17 protein-coding genes are annotated in these 15364 nt (G+C 70.2%); 7 read left to right on the plus strand and 10 right to left on the minus strand.

Features of this window, described 5'->3' with window-relative positions:
* On the minus strand, positions 1–786 hold the full coding sequence (locus JOE59_RS10640; RefSeq protein ID WP_204460400.1) for an isoprenyl transferase: 786 nt from the start codon (positions 784–786) through the stop codon (positions 1–3).
* A 73-nt stretch (positions 787–859) separates the two neighbouring features.
* On the opposite strand from JOE59_RS10640, the gene trhA reads away from it, so the two are divergent.
* On the plus strand, positions 860–1663 hold the full coding sequence (trhA, locus tag JOE59_RS10645; RefSeq protein WP_204460401.1) for a PAQR family membrane homeostasis protein TrhA: 804 nt from the start codon (positions 860–862) through the stop codon (positions 1661–1663).
* Positions 1664–1714: 51 nt separating this feature from the next.
* Here trhA and JOE59_RS10650 read toward each other — a convergent pair whose 3' ends face one another.
* Positions 1715–2026, minus strand: coding sequence for a hypothetical protein (locus tag JOE59_RS10650; protein ID WP_204460404.1), 312 nt, complete (start codon positions 2024–2026; stop codon positions 1715–1717).
* 114 nt (positions 2027–2140) lie between these two features.
* Between JOE59_RS10650 and JOE59_RS10655 the strand changes: the two genes are divergently transcribed.
* Both JOE59_RS10655 and greA read left to right on the plus strand, forming a co-directional pair.
* Complete coding sequence (locus JOE59_RS10655; RefSeq protein ID WP_204460405.1) at positions 2141–2566, plus strand: DUF4307 domain-containing protein; 426 nt, start codon at positions 2141–2143, stop codon at positions 2564–2566.
* An 88-nt stretch (positions 2567–2654) separates the two neighbouring features.
* Positions 2655–3146: a transcription elongation factor GreA gene (gene greA, locus JOE59_RS10660; protein ID WP_074261501.1), complete on the plus strand. Its 492-nt coding sequence runs from the start codon at positions 2655–2657 to the stop codon at positions 3144–3146.
* Positions 3147–3149: 3 nt separating this feature from the next.
* Here greA and ilvA read toward each other — a convergent pair whose 3' ends face one another.
* Both ilvA and JOE59_RS10670 read right to left on the minus strand, forming a co-directional pair.
* The gene (ilvA, locus tag JOE59_RS10665) at positions 3150–4403 is read right to left on the minus strand and encodes a threonine ammonia-lyase (RefSeq protein ID WP_204460406.1); all 1254 of its coding nucleotides are present in this window, start codon (positions 4401–4403) and stop codon (positions 3150–3152) included.
* A complete protein-coding gene (locus tag JOE59_RS10670; RefSeq protein WP_204460407.1) occupies positions 4400–5623 on the minus strand; it encodes an AI-2E family transporter in 1224 nt (407 codons plus the stop codon). Before JOE59_RS10670 ends, ilvA begins: the two co-directional genes overlap by 4 nt.
* A gap of 103 nt (positions 5624–5726) precedes the next feature.
* On the opposite strand from JOE59_RS10670, the gene JOE59_RS10675 reads away from it, so the two are divergent.
* Positions 5727–6938, plus strand: coding sequence for a winged helix-turn-helix domain-containing protein (locus JOE59_RS10675; protein WP_204460409.1), 1212 nt, complete (start codon positions 5727–5729; stop codon positions 6936–6938).
* Between the two features lie 31 nt (positions 6939–6969).
* Here the strand turns inward: JOE59_RS10675 and JOE59_RS10680 are convergent, their stop codons facing one another.
* On the minus strand, positions 6970–7845 hold the full coding sequence (locus tag JOE59_RS10680; RefSeq protein ID WP_204460412.1) for a M48 family metalloprotease: 876 nt from the start codon (positions 7843–7845) through the stop codon (positions 6970–6972).
* Between the two features lie 9 nt (positions 7846–7854).
* Positions 7855–8421, minus strand: coding sequence for a LemA family protein (locus JOE59_RS10685; protein ID WP_204460414.1), 567 nt, complete (start codon positions 8419–8421; stop codon positions 7855–7857).
* Between the two features lie 133 nt (positions 8422–8554).
* Here JOE59_RS10685 and JOE59_RS10690 point away from each other — a divergent pair, with 133 nt between their 5' ends.
* The 3 genes from JOE59_RS10690 to JOE59_RS10700 are packed head-to-tail and all read left to right on the plus strand — an operon-like array spanning position 8555 to position 10738.
* Complete coding sequence (locus JOE59_RS10690) at positions 8555–9217, plus strand: TetR/AcrR family transcriptional regulator (RefSeq protein WP_307837033.1); 663 nt, start codon at positions 8555–8557, stop codon at positions 9215–9217.
* Positions 9207–10007 carry an ABC transporter ATP-binding protein gene (locus JOE59_RS10695; RefSeq protein WP_204460415.1) on the plus strand — a complete coding sequence of 267 codons (801 nt, stop codon included), beginning with the start codon at positions 9207–9209 and terminating at the stop codon, positions 10005–10007. The genes JOE59_RS10690 and JOE59_RS10695 overlap by 11 nt, the downstream gene beginning before the upstream one ends.
* Positions 10004–10738, plus strand: coding sequence for an ABC transporter permease (locus tag JOE59_RS10700; protein ID WP_204460416.1), 735 nt, complete (start codon positions 10004–10006; stop codon positions 10736–10738). The genes JOE59_RS10695 and JOE59_RS10700 overlap by 4 nt, the downstream gene beginning before the upstream one ends.
* 66 nt (positions 10739–10804) lie before the next feature.
* Here JOE59_RS10700 and JOE59_RS10705 read toward each other — a convergent pair whose 3' ends face one another.
* From JOE59_RS10705 to JOE59_RS10720, 4 genes are all read right to left on the minus strand, one after another.
* Positions 10805–12118, minus strand: coding sequence for a D-arabinono-1,4-lactone oxidase (locus tag JOE59_RS10705; RefSeq protein ID WP_204460417.1), 1314 nt, complete (start codon positions 12116–12118; stop codon positions 10805–10807).
* Positions 12119–12188: 70 nt separating this feature from the next.
* Positions 12189–13436, minus strand: a complete 1248-nt coding sequence (locus tag JOE59_RS10710; protein ID WP_204460418.1) for an amino acid deaminase/aldolase — start codon at positions 13434–13436, stop codon at positions 12189–12191.
* The gene (locus JOE59_RS10715) at positions 13436–14716 is read right to left on the minus strand and encodes an MFS transporter (RefSeq protein ID WP_074261511.1); all 1281 of its coding nucleotides are present in this window, start codon (positions 14714–14716) and stop codon (positions 13436–13438) included. The genes JOE59_RS10710 and JOE59_RS10715 overlap by 1 nt, the downstream gene beginning before the upstream one ends.
* A complete protein-coding gene (locus tag JOE59_RS10720; RefSeq protein ID WP_204460420.1) occupies positions 14713–15309 on the minus strand; it encodes a TetR/AcrR family transcriptional regulator in 597 nt (198 codons plus the stop codon). Before JOE59_RS10720 ends, JOE59_RS10715 begins: the two co-directional genes overlap by 4 nt.
* Positions 15310–15364 lie beyond the last annotated feature (55 nt).

Genomic DNA, 15364 nt, shown 5'->3' on the forward strand with positions numbered 1-15364 from the left:
TCATCCGCCGAATCGGCGATGACGCTTCGTGTAGTCCCGGAGCGCGCGCAGGAAGTCGACCTTGCGGAGGTCGGGGCCGAGCGCCTCGACGAAGTAGAACTCGCTGTGCGCCGACTGCCAGAGCATGAAGTCGCTGAGCCGCTGCTCGCCCGAGGTGCGGATGACGAGGTCGGGGTCGGGCTGACCGCCCGTGTAGAGGTGCTGGCCGATGAGGTCGGGCGTCAGCCGCTCGGCGAGGTCGTCGAGGCTCCGTCCCTCTGCGTGGTGCTCGGCGACGATCGAGCGCATCGCGTCGGTGATCTCCTTGCGGCCGCCGTAGCCGACTGCGAGGTTGACGTGCAGCCCGTGCTTGTCGGCGGTTCGGTGCTCCGCCGCGTCGAGCGCCGCCACGAGGGGCTCGGGGAGACCGGCATCCGACCCGACGTGCTGCACGCGCCAGTTCCGGTAGTGCGAGAGCTCTTCGGCCAGTTCGGCGATGATCTCGATCAGGTCGGCGAGTTCGGCCGACGGGCGGTTGCCGAGGTTGTCGCTCGAGAGCAGGTACAGGGTGACCGTCTTGATGCCCGCGTCGTCGCACCACTCGAGGAACTCGCGCATCTTCGCCGCACCGGCACGGTGGCCGTGGGCCGCGTTGTCGTAGCCGAGCTGCTTCGCCCAGCGGCGGTTGCCGTCGATGATCATCGCGACGTGGCGCGGCATGGCCTCGGGGTCGAGTCCGCGCCGGAGCCGGTTCTGATAGAGGCGGTAGAGGATGCCGCGACCGAGGGGCTGATCGCTCGTCTGCACGGGACTACGCTACCCCTCCGGCGCATCCGACACTCACAGCCGGCCGTGACCGGCGAGGTCCTACGCTGTGAGGATGACCTCGAAGCGCCGGCGCACATCGCACGATGCCGTGGACGAACTCTCCCGCCCCGTCGCGCCCGAAGACCCCGAAGACGTGGCAGTCTCGCGGGGCGAGCACGGCCCCGACCTGCCGAACATCCCGCTGCTCGACGACTCGCTCGCGCACCCCGAAGAGGTCAAGCCCACGTGGCGCGGCTGGATCCACGCCGGCACCTTCCCGGTCACGATCGTGGCGGGCATCGTGCTCATCGCGCTCGCAGAGGGCTCGCCGGCGAAATGGGCCTCTGCGGTCTTCGTGCTCTCCTCGATGCTGCTCTTCGGCAACTCGGCGCTGTACCACCGCTTCAACTGGAAGCCGAAGACGAAGCTCGTCCTGAAGCGCATCGACCACGCCAACATCTTCCTGCTGATCGCGGGCACCTACACGCCGCTCGCGGTGCTCGCGCTGCCGCCCGAGAAGGGCTGGCTGCTGCTCGGCGTCGTCTGGGCCGGGGCCCTCGCGGGCATCGGCTTCCGCGTGTTCTGGATCGGCGCACCGCGCTGGCTCTACGTCGCGCTCTACCTGCTGCTCGGCTGGGCGGCCGTCATGTACCTCGGCGACCTGCTCGCCGCGAACGCCGCGATGATGGTGCTCGTGATCGTCGGCGGCCTGCTCTACACGGGCGGCGCCATCGTCTACGGGCTCAAGAAGCCGAACCCGTGGCCCGGGGTCTTCGGGTTCCACGAGATCTTCCACACGTGCACGGTGCTCGCGTTCATGTGCCACTGGACGGCGACGCTGCTCATCGCGATCGCGCCGGTCTACCACGTGGGCTGAGCGCGCTCCCCGCTGGTCGGGGGCGAGCGCCGCGAGCGTGCCGAGACCCGGTCAGCGAGCGGATGCCTCGTCGGGTCCCTCATCGGTGGAACCGGGTTCGGCGGGCGGCAGCGTGCCGGAGGCATCCGTCACCTGGCCGTCGGCCTCGGCGATCTCGGCATCGCGCGCCTCGGCCTCGAGCTGCTCGCGCACCTCGATGCGGTAGTTCGTGCGGCGGATGCGGCGCACCATGTCGAGGATCAGCAACAGCACCGCGACCATGATGATGAACGTGATGACGAAGCCCCAGACGCCGGGCGTCACCGTGTTGGGGTCGAACTCCTCGTCTTCGGCCAGGACGATCAGGGCTGGGACGACGAGCATCGGACTCTCTTTCACGCGTGCACTGGATCACGCTCGCACTGTCGAGCATCGGCCTGCGCCGGGCGCGTTAGGCTTGAATTCCAGCCTAGACGATCGACCTCGAAGGAGCCTGCGGTGACCGCGCCCCAGAACGCAGCGCCCTCGAACGACGTGCTCGACGAGCGATACGGGCGCACCCGCACGCACCGCACCCGCGACCGGGTGCTGCTCATCGGCGGCGCCATCGCGTTCGCGATCGTGCTCGTGGCGTGGGTCGTCTGGGCGGGCCTCGACGGCCAGAAGCCGCAGATCGAGGTCACCGACACCGGGCACCGCCTCATGAACGAGAACCGCGCCGTCGAGGTCACCTGGACCCTGTCGGTGCCGCCCGGCAACGAGACCGCGTGCGCCGTGCAGGCCTTCAACGAGGACTTCACCGTCGTGGGCTGGAAGATCATCGAGGTTCCGGCGTCCGACCGGCACCTCCGCAGCCTCACCGAGACGGTGCGGGTCGCCCAGGAGGCGAACACCGGTTTGATTTACGGCTGCTGGCTCACCTAACATGGGGCATTCGCTCCGACATCCGTCGGGGCGACACGTCTATATACGTCAGTGCGGTCGAGGCCGCACCGACACGGGAGTGTGCATCATGGCGCAGGACGTCACCGCCACCTGGCTCACCCAGGAGGCCTACGACCGCCTGGCAGCGGAACTCGAGCACCTCTCCACCCACGGCCGCGAAGACATCGCCAAGCGAATCGAGGCCGCGCGCGAGGAGGGCGACCTCAAGGAGAACGGCGGCTACCACGCGGCCAAAGACGAGCAGGGCAAGATGGAGGCCCGCATCCGTCAGCTGAAGGAGCTGCTCCGCACCGCCGAGGTCGCCGACGCACCGCAGTCGTCTGGCGTCGTCGAGGCCGGCACCGTCATCACCGCGATCATCGCGGGCGACGAAGAGACGTTCCTCATCGGCAGCCGCGAGATCGCCGGAGATTCCGAACTCGATGTCTGGAGCACGCAGAGCCCCCTCGGCGCCGCGATCCTCGGCCTGAAGGTCGGCGAGAAGACCAGCTACACCGCGCCGAACGGTCGCGAGATCGCCGTCGAGATCACGAGCGTCGAGACCTGGGGCGGCCAGTAGGCGCTAGTCGTTGTCGACGACCGGCTCGTAGCCGGCCCGTCGCAGCACCTCGACGACCTCGGCACGGTGCTCGGGGCCGCGGGTCTCGATCGAGAGCTTGAGCTCGACCTCGGAGATCTGCAGACCCGAGCCGTGCCGTGTGTGCAGCACCTCGATGACGTTCGCGTTCGCCTCGGCGAGCAGTTCGGCGATGCGGGCGAGCTGGCCGGGGCGGTCGGGCATGCCGATGCGGAGCGTGAGATAGCGATCGGATGCCGCGAGCCCGTGCGCGATCACCCGTTGCATGAGCAGCGGATCGATGTTGCCGCCCGAGAGCATCGCGACGACCGGACCGTCGGAGACGATCTGGCCCGTCATGATCGCCGCGACCGAGACCGCGCCGGCCGGCTCGACGACGAGCTTCGCGCGCTCGAGCAGCACGAGGAGTGCCCGTGCGATGTCGTCTTCGGAGACCGTGACGATCTCGTCGATCGCCTCGCGGATGATCTCGAAGTTCAGCTCGCCGGGTCGGTAGACGGCGATGCCGTCGGCGATCGTCGGCACGACCGGCACGCGCTGCGGGGAGCCCGCCGCGAGCGAGGCGACGTAGGGTGCGGCGTTCTCGGCCTGCACGCCGATGATGCGGATCGTGCGGCCGAGCGCTGCGGCGCGCTGCTTCGCAGCGCTCGCGATGCCGGCGGCGAGCCCGCCGCCCCCGATGGGCACCACGATCGTCGCGACGTCGGGGGTCTGCTCGAGGATCTCGAGTCCGAGCGTTCCCTGGCCTGCGATCACATCGGGATGGTCGAACGGCGGGATGATGACCGCACCGGTCTCGTCGGCGAACGCCGCCGCGGCCTCGAGGGTCTCGCCGACCGAGTCGCCGCGGAGCACGACGTCGGCGCCGTAGGCCTTGGTCGCCTCGAGCTTCGGGAGGGCGACGCCGACCGGCATGAAGATCGTGGCGTGGATGCCGAGCTCACGCGCGGCGAACGCGACGCCCTGGGCGTGATTGCCGGCCGACGCCGCGACGACGCCGCGTGCGCGCTCGGACTCGGTCAGGGCGGCGATGCGGTGATAGGCGCCCCTGAGCTTGTAGGACCCCGTGCGCTGCAGGTTCTCGCACTTGAGGTGCACGGGAACCCCGAGCAGTTCGGCGAGGAACCGCGACGACTCCATGGGCGTCTGCCGGGCGACGGCGGAGACCACGCCCCGCGCACGCTCGAAATCGGCGAGGCTCGGTCCTGCGATCGTGGTCGTGGTCGACAACTCGTTCATTCTCCTCGTTTGTAGCCTGGGCGCTGCGGTACCGTGCGCCAGAGCGCCGAACGGACCGGTGGTGGCGGGCCGGAATCGTTCTTCCACGCACCGCTCGCGACCGAGAGGATCATGACGTTCACGACGGCGGCGACGGGCACCGCGAAGAGCGCGCCGGGGATGCCGGCGACGAGAGACCCGGTCGCGACCGCGACCACGACGCCGAGCGGGTGCACCTTCACGGCGGTGCCCATGATGAGCGGCTGCAGCACGTGGCCCTCGACCTGCTGCACGAGCAGCACGATGCCGAGCATGATCACGGCCTGCCAGAAGCCGAGATAGACGAGCGCGACGAAGACGGCGAGCGCTCCGGTGAGCACGGCACCCACGATCGGGATGAACGAGCCGAGGAAGACGAGGATCGCGATCGGCACGGCGAGCGGCACGCCGAGGAAGAAGGCCCCGAGCCCGATGCCGATCGCGTCGATCGTCGCGACGAGGATCTGCACCTTCACGAAGTTCTGCAGCGTCGCCCAGCCGGCCTGGCCGGCGCCGTCGATGGCGGCGCGCCCGCGGCGCGGGAAGATGCCGACGATCCAGTTCCAGATGCCGCGTCCGTCGATGAGGATGAAGAGCGTCGCGAAGAGGGCGAGCAGCATGCCCGCGAGGAAATGCCCGAACGTGGTGGTGACCGAGAGCGCACCGCTCAGGAGCACCCCGGTGTCCTGCTGCACCGACTGGATGACCTGGTCGACCCAGTCGTTCAGCTGCGCCTCGGTGATGTGGAACGGCCCGGTGAGCAGCCATTCGCGGAACCGGTCCCACGCGACGAGCGACTGCGCCGCGAGCTCATCGGATCCCCGCACGATCTGCGTGATTCCGAGGGTCAGCAACCCTCCGACGGCGACGAGCGCCGACAGCATCGCGGTCAGCACCGCGAGCCATTTCGGCCAGCGATGCCGCTGCAGGAGGCCGGAGAACGGCACGAGCAGGGCGCCGATGAGCACGGCGACGAGCATCGGGATGACGATGAGGCGCAACTGGATGATCAGGAACACCACCACGGCGAGCACGCCGCCGATGAGCAGCATGCGCCACGACCACCCGGCAGCCAGCCGAACCCCGAACGGGATGCTGTCGGTGACCTCGCGTGGTGCGGACCCCGCCCGCGGCGCGGGCGGCGGCACCTCTGGTGCGCCCCGCGACAATCGGCCCCGTTTCCGCCCCGTGGAGTCCGTCATCGCTCCAGTCTAGGCGCGGCGTATGAACTGGACGGCATGCGCACGGATGCCACGTGCTCTCGTCGCTCCCCAGTGTCGGCCGTCCCCGCTATCGTCGAGGCACATGGTCGACATCGTCAGCCCCGCCCTCGCCCGCCGCATCGCACTGGCCGCGCAGGGCTTCTCGCGCCCACTGCCCGAGGCGCCGGGCACGCGCGCCGTCAACGGGGTCATCGACCGGCTCGCCCTGCTGCAGATCGACTCGGTCAACGTGTTCGAGCGCAGCCACTACCTGCCCGCGTTCAGCCGGGTGGGCGCCTACGACCGGGCCGCGCTCGACCGCATCACGACCGGGCGACGCGGACGCATGGTCGAGTACTGGGCGCACCAGGCCGCGTACATCCCGCGCGAGCTGTGGCCGCTCTTCGAGTTCCGGCGCGAGGAGTACCGCGCCAAGGGCAGCGACTGGGGCGGCTGGGTCGCCGAGAACGCCACCCTGGCCGAGTGGCTCCGAGCCGAACTCGCCGCGAACGGCCCGATGCGGGCGAGCGAGATCGAACACGACTCCAACGAGAGGCGCGGCCCCTGGTGGGGCTGGTCGGACGTCAAGCGCACGCTCGAGATGATGTTCCGCACGGGCGACGTGGTGTGCGTCGAACGGCGCCGGTTCGAGCGCGTCTACGCGCTGCCCGAGCAGGCCCTGCCCGGCGAGTTGCTCGGCACCGCCCCGGTCGAGGCCGACGCCGTGCGCGAGCTCGTGGCGCTCGCGGCATCCGCTCAGGGCATCGCGACCGAGGCCGACCTCGCCGACTACTGGCGCATGAAGCGCGCGCCGGTGCGACAGGCGATCACCGAACTCGAAGAGGCCGGGGTGCTGCTGCCCGTCGAGGTCCCCGGGTGGCGGACCGGGGCGCGGCAGACGCCGGCCTGGCTGCACCGCGACGCGAAGCGGCCGCGCCGCATCGAGACGGCCGCGGTGCTCTCACCGTTCGACCCTGTGGTGTGGTTCCGCCCGCGCACCGAGCGGCTCTTCGACTTCCACTACCGCATCGAGATCTACACGCCCGAGCCCGAGCGCAAGTTCGGGTACTACTCGCTGCCCGTGCTCATCGACGATCGGGTGGTCGGCCGGGTCGACCTGAAGAGCGACCGGCAGGCGGGCGTGCTGCGGGTGCAGTCGGCGTGGGCCGAGCCCGGGGCTCCCGCCGAGACCGCTGCGCGGCTCGTGCCGGTGCTGCAGCGAGCAGCGGCCTGGCAGGGCCTCGGCGAGGTGAGCGTGACCGGGCGGGGCGACCTCTCCCCTGCGCTCGCAGCTGAGCTCAGAGCCGCCGCCTGAGCATGGTGGGCTCTGAAGTGCCGAGCCGACGCTAGAAGGCGCCGCCCATCTCTTCGAGCCGCTTGACGCGGTCGGCGATCGGCGGGTGGGTGGCGAAGAGCTTGTCCATGATGCCGGGCTTCAGCGGGTCGGCGATCCAGAGGTGGGCCATCGACGAGTTCTGCCGCTGCATGGGCCGGCCGTAGGTCTCGAGCTTCAGGAGCGCTCGCGCGAGGGCATCGGGGTGCCGGGTCGTCATCGCGCCGGTGGCATCGGCGAGGTACTCGCGCTGACGCGAGACCGCGAGCTGCACGAGGCTCGCCACGAGCGGCGCGATGAGCATCGCGACGAGGCCGAAGATCATGACGATCGGGTTGCCGTTGTTGTTGCCGCGGCCGAAGAACGCCATGCGCACGAGCATGTCGGAGATGAACCCCACGGCAACGACGAGGCCGAAGACGACCATCGAGAGCCGGATGTCGTAGTTGCGCACGTGCCCGAGCTCGTGGGCCATGACGCCCTCGAGCTCGGCGTCGTCCATGATCTCGAGGAGGCCGGTGGTCGCGGCGACGACGGCGTGCTCGGGGTCACGGCCGGTGGCGAACGCGTTCGGCGCGGGGTCGGAGATCACGAACACGCGCGGCATCGGGGTGCCGGTGGTGATCGAGAGGTTCTCGACGGTGCGCCAGAGCCGCGGGTGGTCGGCCTTGGAGTGCAGCTCGACCGCGCCCGACATCGAGAGCGCCTGACGGTCGGCGGTGAAGTACTGGAACAGCGCGTAGGCCGTCGCGATCACGAGCGTGACCACCACGATCGTGACGTCTTGGTAGATGACCGCCGCCAGCCAGCCCAACCCGCCGATGATGGCGAGGAAGAACAGGACGATGAAGACGGTGTTGCGCTTGTTCTTCGCGATCGCGCGGTACAACGCCGGCCCTTAGAACTGCACGCGCGGAGGCTCGGCGATCGCCGCCGGCTCCGTGACCTCGAAGAAGTCCCGCTCGTGGAAGCCGAGGTTGCGCACGAACAGGGTGTTCGGGAAGACCTTGATCTTCGTGTTGAGCTCGCGCACGCCGCCGTTGTAGAACCGGCGCGAGGCCTGGATCTTGTCTTCGGTGTCGACGAGCTCCGACTGAAGTTGCAGGAAGTTCTGGCTGGCCTGCAGCTGGGGGTAGGCCTCGGCGACCGCGAAGATCGACTTCAGCGCCTGCTGCATGTGGTTCTCGGCGGCACCGGCCTCTGCCGGGCCCTGCGCGGTCAGCGTCTCGGCGCGCGCCTGGGTGACGGACTCGAACACCGACTTCTCGTGCGCCGCGTAGCCCTTGACCGCCTCGATGAGGTTCGGGATCAGGTCGGCACGGCGCTTCAGCTGCACCGTGATGTCGCTCCACGCCTCGTCGACGCGCACGTTCAGCGTGACGAGGGAGTTGTACGTCGCCCAGAGGTAGATGCCGATGATCACCACGAGCGCGACGACGATGATGAGGGGGATGAGCCATTCCATGGCACGGACTCCTAAGCGCTCTGAGCGACGGTTGCTGTGTGGTTTCAGTGTATCGAGCGACCCTCCGCGTGAGCTGTGCTTCCCATGAGACTCGGAGGATCCGGAGGGTCTTCTCCGGGCATAGGCTCAGGCTGTGACGGAGCACTCGGAACGCCGTCGGCGAGGCCGCCCCCGCGGAGCGAACGCGGGCGACACCCGGGCGCGCATCCTCGCCGCCGCGACCGCCGAATTCGCCGAGCACGGGTACGAGGCGGCATCGATGCGGGCGATCGCGCGTCGGGCCGAGGTCGACCCGGCATTGGTGCATCACTACTTCGACGGCAAGCAGGCGCTCGTCGCCGAGGTCGTCGAGGTGCCGCTGCGTCCCGAACGGGTCGTCCGCGAGGCGCTCGCCGCCCCGATCGACGAGCTCGGGGGCCGTCTCGTGCGCGCGGTGCTCACGGCGTGGGATTCCGGCGCCGTGCGCCCGGCAGCGGTGGCAGCGCTGCGATCGGCGATCGGCCAGGGGCCCGTCGCCCGCATGCTCCGCGAGTTCCTCCGCCACGAGATCATGCAGCGCATCGCCACCGCGCTGGGCGACGCCGACGACGCCGAACTCCGTGCCGAGCTCGCGGCCTCGCAGCTCGTCGGCGTCATCATGGTGCGGTACGTGCTCGAGTTCGAGCCGGTCGCCTCGGTCGACGTCGAGGAGCTCGTGCGCCGGGTCGGCCCGGCCGTGCAGTGGCACCTGACCGGGAGTCCGGAAACGCTTGACAGCCCGGCGTCCGCGGCGAATGATTCAGCACATGATGAATAACTCGGATGCCGCGGCACCCGCGTCCGGCGCGGCATCCGCCGCCGCGGTCATCGTGCAGGACCTGACGGTGGTCCGCGGTGGCACCACCGCGCTCGACCGACTCTCGCTCGCCGTGCCGCGCGGCCACCTCATCGGCCTGCTCGGCCCGAGCGGCAGCGGCAAGACCACCCTGATGCGCGCGATCGTGGGCGTGCAGGTCGTGAAGTCGGGCACGATCGAGGTGCTGGGCCTGCCCGCGGGCAGCCGGGCGCTCCGCACCCGCATGGGCTACGTCACCCAGCAGGCGAGCGTCTACGACGACCTCTCGGTGCGGCAGAACCTCGCCTACTTCCGGCGCATCATCGGCGCACCGGCATCCGACATCGACCGCGTCATCGACCGCACCGACCTCGGCTCCGTCGCCGGCCGGCTCGTCGGCTCGCTCTCGGGCGGGCAGCGCAGCCGGGTCTCGCTCGCCGCCGCCCTCCTCGGCGATCCCGAGGTGCTCGTGCTCGATGAGCCCACCGTGGGCCTCGACCCCGTGCTCCGCGTCGAGCTGTGGGCGCTGTTCCGCAGCCTCGCCGACGACGGCGCGACACTCCTCATCTCGAGCCACGTCATGGACGAGGCGAAGCGCTGCGACCGCCTGCTGCTGCTCCGCGACGGCGCGCTGCTCGCCGACGACACCGTGCAGGGGCTGCTCCAGGTCACCGGTACCGACGACGTCGAACAGGCCTTCCTGCGCCTCATCGAGCGGGGCGAGCCCGATCTGCGCCCCACAACGGCGACGGAGACGGAGACGGAGCGATGAACCTCACCCGCACCTTCGCGACCGCCGGGCGCGTGCTCGGCCAGATCCGCCACGACCACCGCACCGTCGCACTGCTGCTCGTGGTGCCGAGCCTGCTCATCGGCCTCGTCGCGTGGATCTTCGTCGACACCGACTACTTCACCGACATCGGCCCCGCGATGATCGCCCTCTTCCCGTTCATCGTGATGTTCCTCGTCACGAGCATCTCGACGCTCAGGGAGCGCCGGAGCGGCACGCTGGAGCGCCTGCTCTCGATGCCGATGGGCAAGGGCGACTTCATCCTCGGCTACGCGCTCGCATTCGGCCTGCTCGCCGTGTTCCAGACGGCGATCGCCGTCACGTTCGCCGTGTGGGTGTGCGGGCTCGAGATCGAGGGCTCGATCTGGCTGCTCTTCGCCGTCGCGGTCGCCGACGCCCTGCTCGGCACCGCACTCGGCCTGCTCGCGAGCGCGTTCGCGCGCTCCGAGTTCCAGGTCGTGCAGTTCATGCCGCTCATCGTCTTCCCGCAGATCCTCCTCGGCGGCATCTTCATCCCCCGCGACCAGCTGCCCGAAGCCCTCGAGGCGATCAGCGAGTGGCTGCCGTTGAGCTTCGCGATCGACGCCCTGCAGGCCGTCGCCGCCGACTCGGAGAGCGCCGAATGGATCACGGCGAAGATCCTCGTGATCGTGGCGTGGATCGTCGGATCGATCGTGCTCGGCTCGATCACGCTGCGTCGCCGCACGCCCTGACGCGCTCGCTCGCGCACGAACGAGGGGCGGACGCCACGTGGCATCCGCCCCCTCGTCGTCACCCGCCTAGGCGCCGAGCACCCGATCGAGGTACGGGTTCGCGAAGCGTCGCTCGGGGTCGAGTTCGTCGCGCACGCGCAGGAAGTCGTCGAAGCGCGGATAGACCTCGCGCAGCGACTCGGCGTCGCGCGAGTGCATCTTGCCCCAGTGCGGGCGACCGCCGTAGCCGCGCATGATCGCCTCGACCGCGGCGAAGTACTCGGTCGGGTCCTCGCGGTAGTAGCGGTGCACGGCGATGTAGCCCGACTCGCGGCCGTGGGCCGTCGAGAGCCAGTTGTCATCGGATGCCGCGGCGCGCACCTCGATCGGGAAGCTGATGCGCCAGCCCTTCCGCTCGATGAGCTCGCGCACCTCGCGCATGGCGGCGGGCACGGCCTCGAGCGGCACCGCGTACTCCATCTCGCGGAACCGCACCGTGCGGTTGGTGATGTAGACCTTCGGCGAGAAGTCGGCGAAGTCGCGGTCTCCGGTGAGCTTCTCGACCTGGCGGGCGAACGCCGGCACGACTCCGGGTGCGACCGTGCCGAGCGCGCAGACGCCGCGGTAGGCGCCGTTCGCGAGCAGCTCGTCGTCGACCCAGCGCGAGAGGCGCCCGAGCGGGCGCCGCGGGGCATCGCCCGGCAGCCGGGTGTTGGTCTTCGTGAGGGCCGCCTCGGTGTGCGGGAACCAGTAGAACTCGAAGTGGTCGGCGGCGCGCACGCGCTCCTCCCAGGCGTCCAGCACCTCGCCCAGCGGCTCGGGCTTCTCGACGGCGTGCAGCACGTATCGCGGCACGAGCTGCAGCGTCACGTCGACGAGCACGCCGAGCGCACCGAGGCCGAGGCGCACGGCGGGCAGCAGTTCGGGGCGCTCGGTCTCGCTCACGGTGATGAGCTCGCCGGTGCCGGTCACGAGGCGGGCGGCGACGATCTGCGTCGCGAGGCCGCCGAAGCCGAGGCCCGTGCCGTGCGTGCCGGTCGAGGTCGCGCCCGAGATCGTCTGCCGATCGATGTCGCCCATGTTCGCAAGGGCGAGACCATAGGGGGCGAGCATCTCGGGCAGCTCGTGCAGCCGAGTGCCGGCGCCGAGGGTGACCCGGCCCGTCGCGACATCCGCGTCGATGACCCCCGAGACGCCGGTCATGTCGAGCTGCACGCCCGGCGCGACGGCGATGCCGGTGAAGCTGTGGCCCGAGCCGACGGGCTTGATGGGCAGGCCGGATGCCGCAGCCGACGCGACCGCCCGCTGCACCGCCTCGGCCGTGGCCGGACGCTCCACGCGAAGGGGCCGCACCGACTCCGTGCGACCCCAGTTGCGCCAAGTGGCTCCAGTCGCGGTCACAGGGACTCCTCATCTCGTGCACGAGCCGAATCGCGACCCGTACTCACCTGCCAAACGGCTCCCGCAACGGTCACAGGAACGCCTTCCCTTCTCCCCGATATGTCGGGATGGTGTCGACGACTTCGCCCGCATCGACCACGGCGAACTCGTTCAGGTGCTCGGCCAGCTCGCCCGACTTCGTGTGACGCAGCCACACGCGGTCGCCGACCTTCATGCGACGTGCAGCCGGCCCGCTCACCGGGGTCTGCACCTCGCCCGCCATCTCCCGCGGTTCCATCACGAGGCCTTCGGGCCACACGATCTTCGGCAGCCGGTCACCGGAGGGCGGGCCGGAGGCGACCCAGCCGCCGCCGAGGATCGTCGCGTGGTCGCGGCTCGGGCGGCGCACGATGTCGAGGGCCCATGCTGCGGCGGGCGCCGGGGTGAAGTGCTGGTAGCCGTCGAAAAGGTGCCCGCCGAAGATGCCGGAGCCGGCCGCGATCTCGGTCACCGAGGTGTCGGCATGGGTCGCCTCGAGCGACCCCGTGCCGCCGCCGTTGACGAACTCGAGCTCCACGATCTCGCGCACGGCGGCCACGGCACGGCCGCGACGCTCGCGCAGCTCGGGCATCGAGCGCGACTGCATCCAGCGGTTCACGGCACCGTCGACCGGGCGACCGGCGGGCTGGTTCACGACGCCGGCGATCTGCGCCTCGTAGGCCATCATGCCAACGAGCTCGAAGCCGGGGCGCTTCACGATGTACGCGGCGAGCGCCGCGGCGTCTTCGGGGGCGTGCACGGGCGAACGGCGCACACCGAGGTGACCGAGGAGCGGTGCGTTCCACGAGGCGTCGAGCTCGAGGCACACGCGGATCGACTCGCGCTTGCCCGGCGGCAGCACCGCGTCGACGAGGTCGAGCTGCGCCGGAGAGTCGACCATGAGCGTCACCCGCTTGGCGAGCTCGGGGTCGCTCGCGAGCCGGCGGATGGCCGCGCGTTCGGCGGTCGGGTAGCCGACCACGACGTCGTCGACGGTCTCGGCGAGCCAGAGCGCCTCGGCGAGCGTGTACGCGAGCACGCCGTGGTAGCCCGGCATGGCGAGCAGCGCCTCGACGACGCCGCGCACACGGAGCGACTTCGAGGCCACGCGGATCGGCGTGCCATGCGCCCGGCGAAGCATGTCGAGCGCGTTGTGACGCAGCGCCCCGAGGTGGAGCGCACCGACGGGCGCGTCGAGGTGGGCGGTGGCGGCGGTCAGCGACGGCCAGTACTTCTCGGGGTGCAGCCAGTCGGAGGCATCCGATGCCGGCGCGCCGGTCTTGCGCAGGTCGATCGTCATCAGCGCACGCTCCGAACCCGTGCCACGGCGAACGCGCCGGCGAACGAGAACGCCGCACCGAGCAGGAAGACGAGCATGAACGAGCCCGATACGACCACGGCAGCGGCGCCGATCATCGGGGCGATCGCCTGGGGCACGGCCGAGGCGATGTTCATGATGCCGAGGTCTTTGCCGCGGGAGGCGGCGTCGGGCAGCACCTGCGTCGCGAGCGCCTGGTCGACCGAGAGGAAGCAGCCGTAGCCGAGGCCGAGGAGGCCCGCACCGATCATCGCGACGGTGAGGTCGGGGAAGAGGCCGAGCATGAGCGCCGCGACGCCCTGCAGGCCCGACGCGATGAAGACGAACAGCTTGCGGCGGCCGAGCTTGTCGGAGAGTTTGCCGAGGATGAGCGAGGCGAGGATCACGAACACCATGTAGATGAGCGTGAGCACGATGAGGTCGTCTTCGGCGTTCTCGTCCTTCAGCTGGAACATCAGGAAGTAGAGCAGCAGGCTCGTGCCGAGGGCGTTGCCGACCGAGACGAGCACGCGGCTCAGCAGGGTCCAGCCGAAGTCGGGGTGCTTGCGCGGGCTGATCCAGAACCCGCTGAGGATCCCCTTGGCCGTGACCCGCACCCGCTCGGTCGGTGCGAGCGGCTGATCGGCCCGGAAGAGGAACGGCACGGCGAGCACCACGAGGATCACCGCGAGCAGGATGTAGCCGAGCGAGGCGTCGGTGACGAGCTCGGTCACGAGCACGAGCCCGACGATGATGCCCACCGCCTGCGGCGCCGACATCCAGCCGGAGACGAAGCCGCGCTGGTTGACGGGCACCTGGTCGGAGATCGTCGCGGTGAGCGCGGCGGTCATGATGCAGAAGCCGACGGATGCCGCGACCCACGTCGCCCCGATCGCCCAGATCTCGGTCTGCTGTCCGAGCGTGACGAGCGAGAGACCGAAGACGACGGCGCCGATCGCGATCCACGGGCGGCGGCGGCCGAAGCGTGACGTCGTGCGGTCGGAGAGCGCACCCGTGAGCGGGTAGGCGATGATCGTCGCGACGGCGGCGATGCCCGAGATGATGCCGAACGCGACGACGCTGTCGACCCAGTTGTCGGGCTTGAGCTGCGCATCGATCTGCGCAGGCAGGAGCAGCTGCACCGGGGTGAGCTGCGCCATCCAGATGCCCAGCCAGACCGTCGCGAACGAGGCGATCCAGCCGGCGGAGACGCGGCGGACCGGTTCGCCGAGCGCGGCGGTCGTGGGGTGCGCCGCGTTCGGCGCGGAATCGAGGCTCGTCATCGGGGCTCGGCCATTCTCGAAAGGGCGTCGGCGGCCGCGTGTGCGACCGACCGGGCGACGTCGTCGTCGCGGGTGACGAGCCACGTGAGGGTGAGCCCGTCGGTGAAGGCGATGAGGACCCGTGCGACCTGCTCGACGGGTGTGGTCCAGGAGACGCCCGCGAGTTCGGCCGCGGCCGAGAGCGACCTCGCGCCGAGCTCGGTGTACCGGTCGTACTGGGCGATGGCGAGCGGATGCCGTTCGGGCGAGCGCAGCGCGTACTGGGTGAGTTCGAGCATCGCCTGCTCGTGCTCGGGATCGCCGCGGAGGTGGTCGAAGTAGCGCAGCAGTCCGGCCTCGAGCATGTCGCGGATGTCGTGCCCCTGCAGGTCGTCGGGCAGCACCGCCTCCTGCTCGCGGGCGACGACCGTCGTGATGAGCTCGTCGATGAGCTCGTCGCGCGAATCGAACGCGTAGTGGAAGCTCGCCAGCGACATGCCCGCCTCGGCGACGATCGCCCGAGTGGTTGCGTGTGCGATTCCGCGCTGGGACACCACGCGGAGTGCCGCCTGTACGAGCGCGGCACGCCGTTCTGAAGCGGGGATGCGGGCCAATGCGACTCCTCTCGACACCTTCGACGACTGAAGTGGGACGATCGTCCCAGTCGCA

The organism is Agromyces cerinus (genome assembly GCF_016907835.1).
GTDB classification, from domain to species: Bacteria; Actinomycetota; Actinomycetes; order Actinomycetales; family Microbacteriaceae; genus Agromyces; species Agromyces nitratus.

Coding starts and splice junctions, on each gene's coding strand:
- ilvA (WP_204460406.1), bottom strand. CDS start 4,403: ATGAACGAGTTGTCGACCACGACCACGATCGCAGGACCGAGCCTCGCC.
- JOE59_RS10715 (WP_074261511.1), bottom strand. CDS start 14,716: ATGACGAGCCTCGATTCCGCGCCGAACGCGGCGCACCCCACGACCGCC.
- JOE59_RS10675 (WP_204460409.1), top strand. CDS start 5,727: ATGGTCGACATCGTCAGCCCCGCCCTCGCCCGCCGCATCGCACTGGCC.
- JOE59_RS10710 (WP_204460418.1), bottom strand. CDS start 13,436: ATGACGATCGACCTGCGCAAGACCGGCGCGCCGGCATCGGATGCCTCC.
- greA (WP_074261501.1), top strand. CDS start 2,655: ATGGCGCAGGACGTCACCGCCACCTGGCTCACCCAGGAGGCCTACGAC.
- JOE59_RS10695 (WP_204460415.1), top strand. CDS start 9,207: ATGATGAATAACTCGGATGCCGCGGCACCCGCGTCCGGCGCGGCATCC.
- trhA (WP_204460401.1), top strand. CDS start 860: ATGACCTCGAAGCGCCGGCGCACATCGCACGATGCCGTGGACGAACTC.
- JOE59_RS10670 (WP_204460407.1), bottom strand. CDS start 5,623: ATGACGGACTCCACGGGGCGGAAACGGGGCCGATTGTCGCGGGGCGCA.
- JOE59_RS10700 (WP_204460416.1), top strand. CDS start 10,004: ATGAACCTCACCCGCACCTTCGCGACCGCCGGGCGCGTGCTCGGCCAG.
- JOE59_RS10685 (WP_204460414.1), bottom strand. CDS start 8,421: ATGGAATGGCTCATCCCCCTCATCATCGTCGTCGCGCTCGTGGTGATC.
- JOE59_RS10650 (WP_204460404.1), bottom strand. CDS start 2,026: ATGCTCGTCGTCCCAGCCCTGATCGTCCTGGCCGAAGACGAGGAGTTC.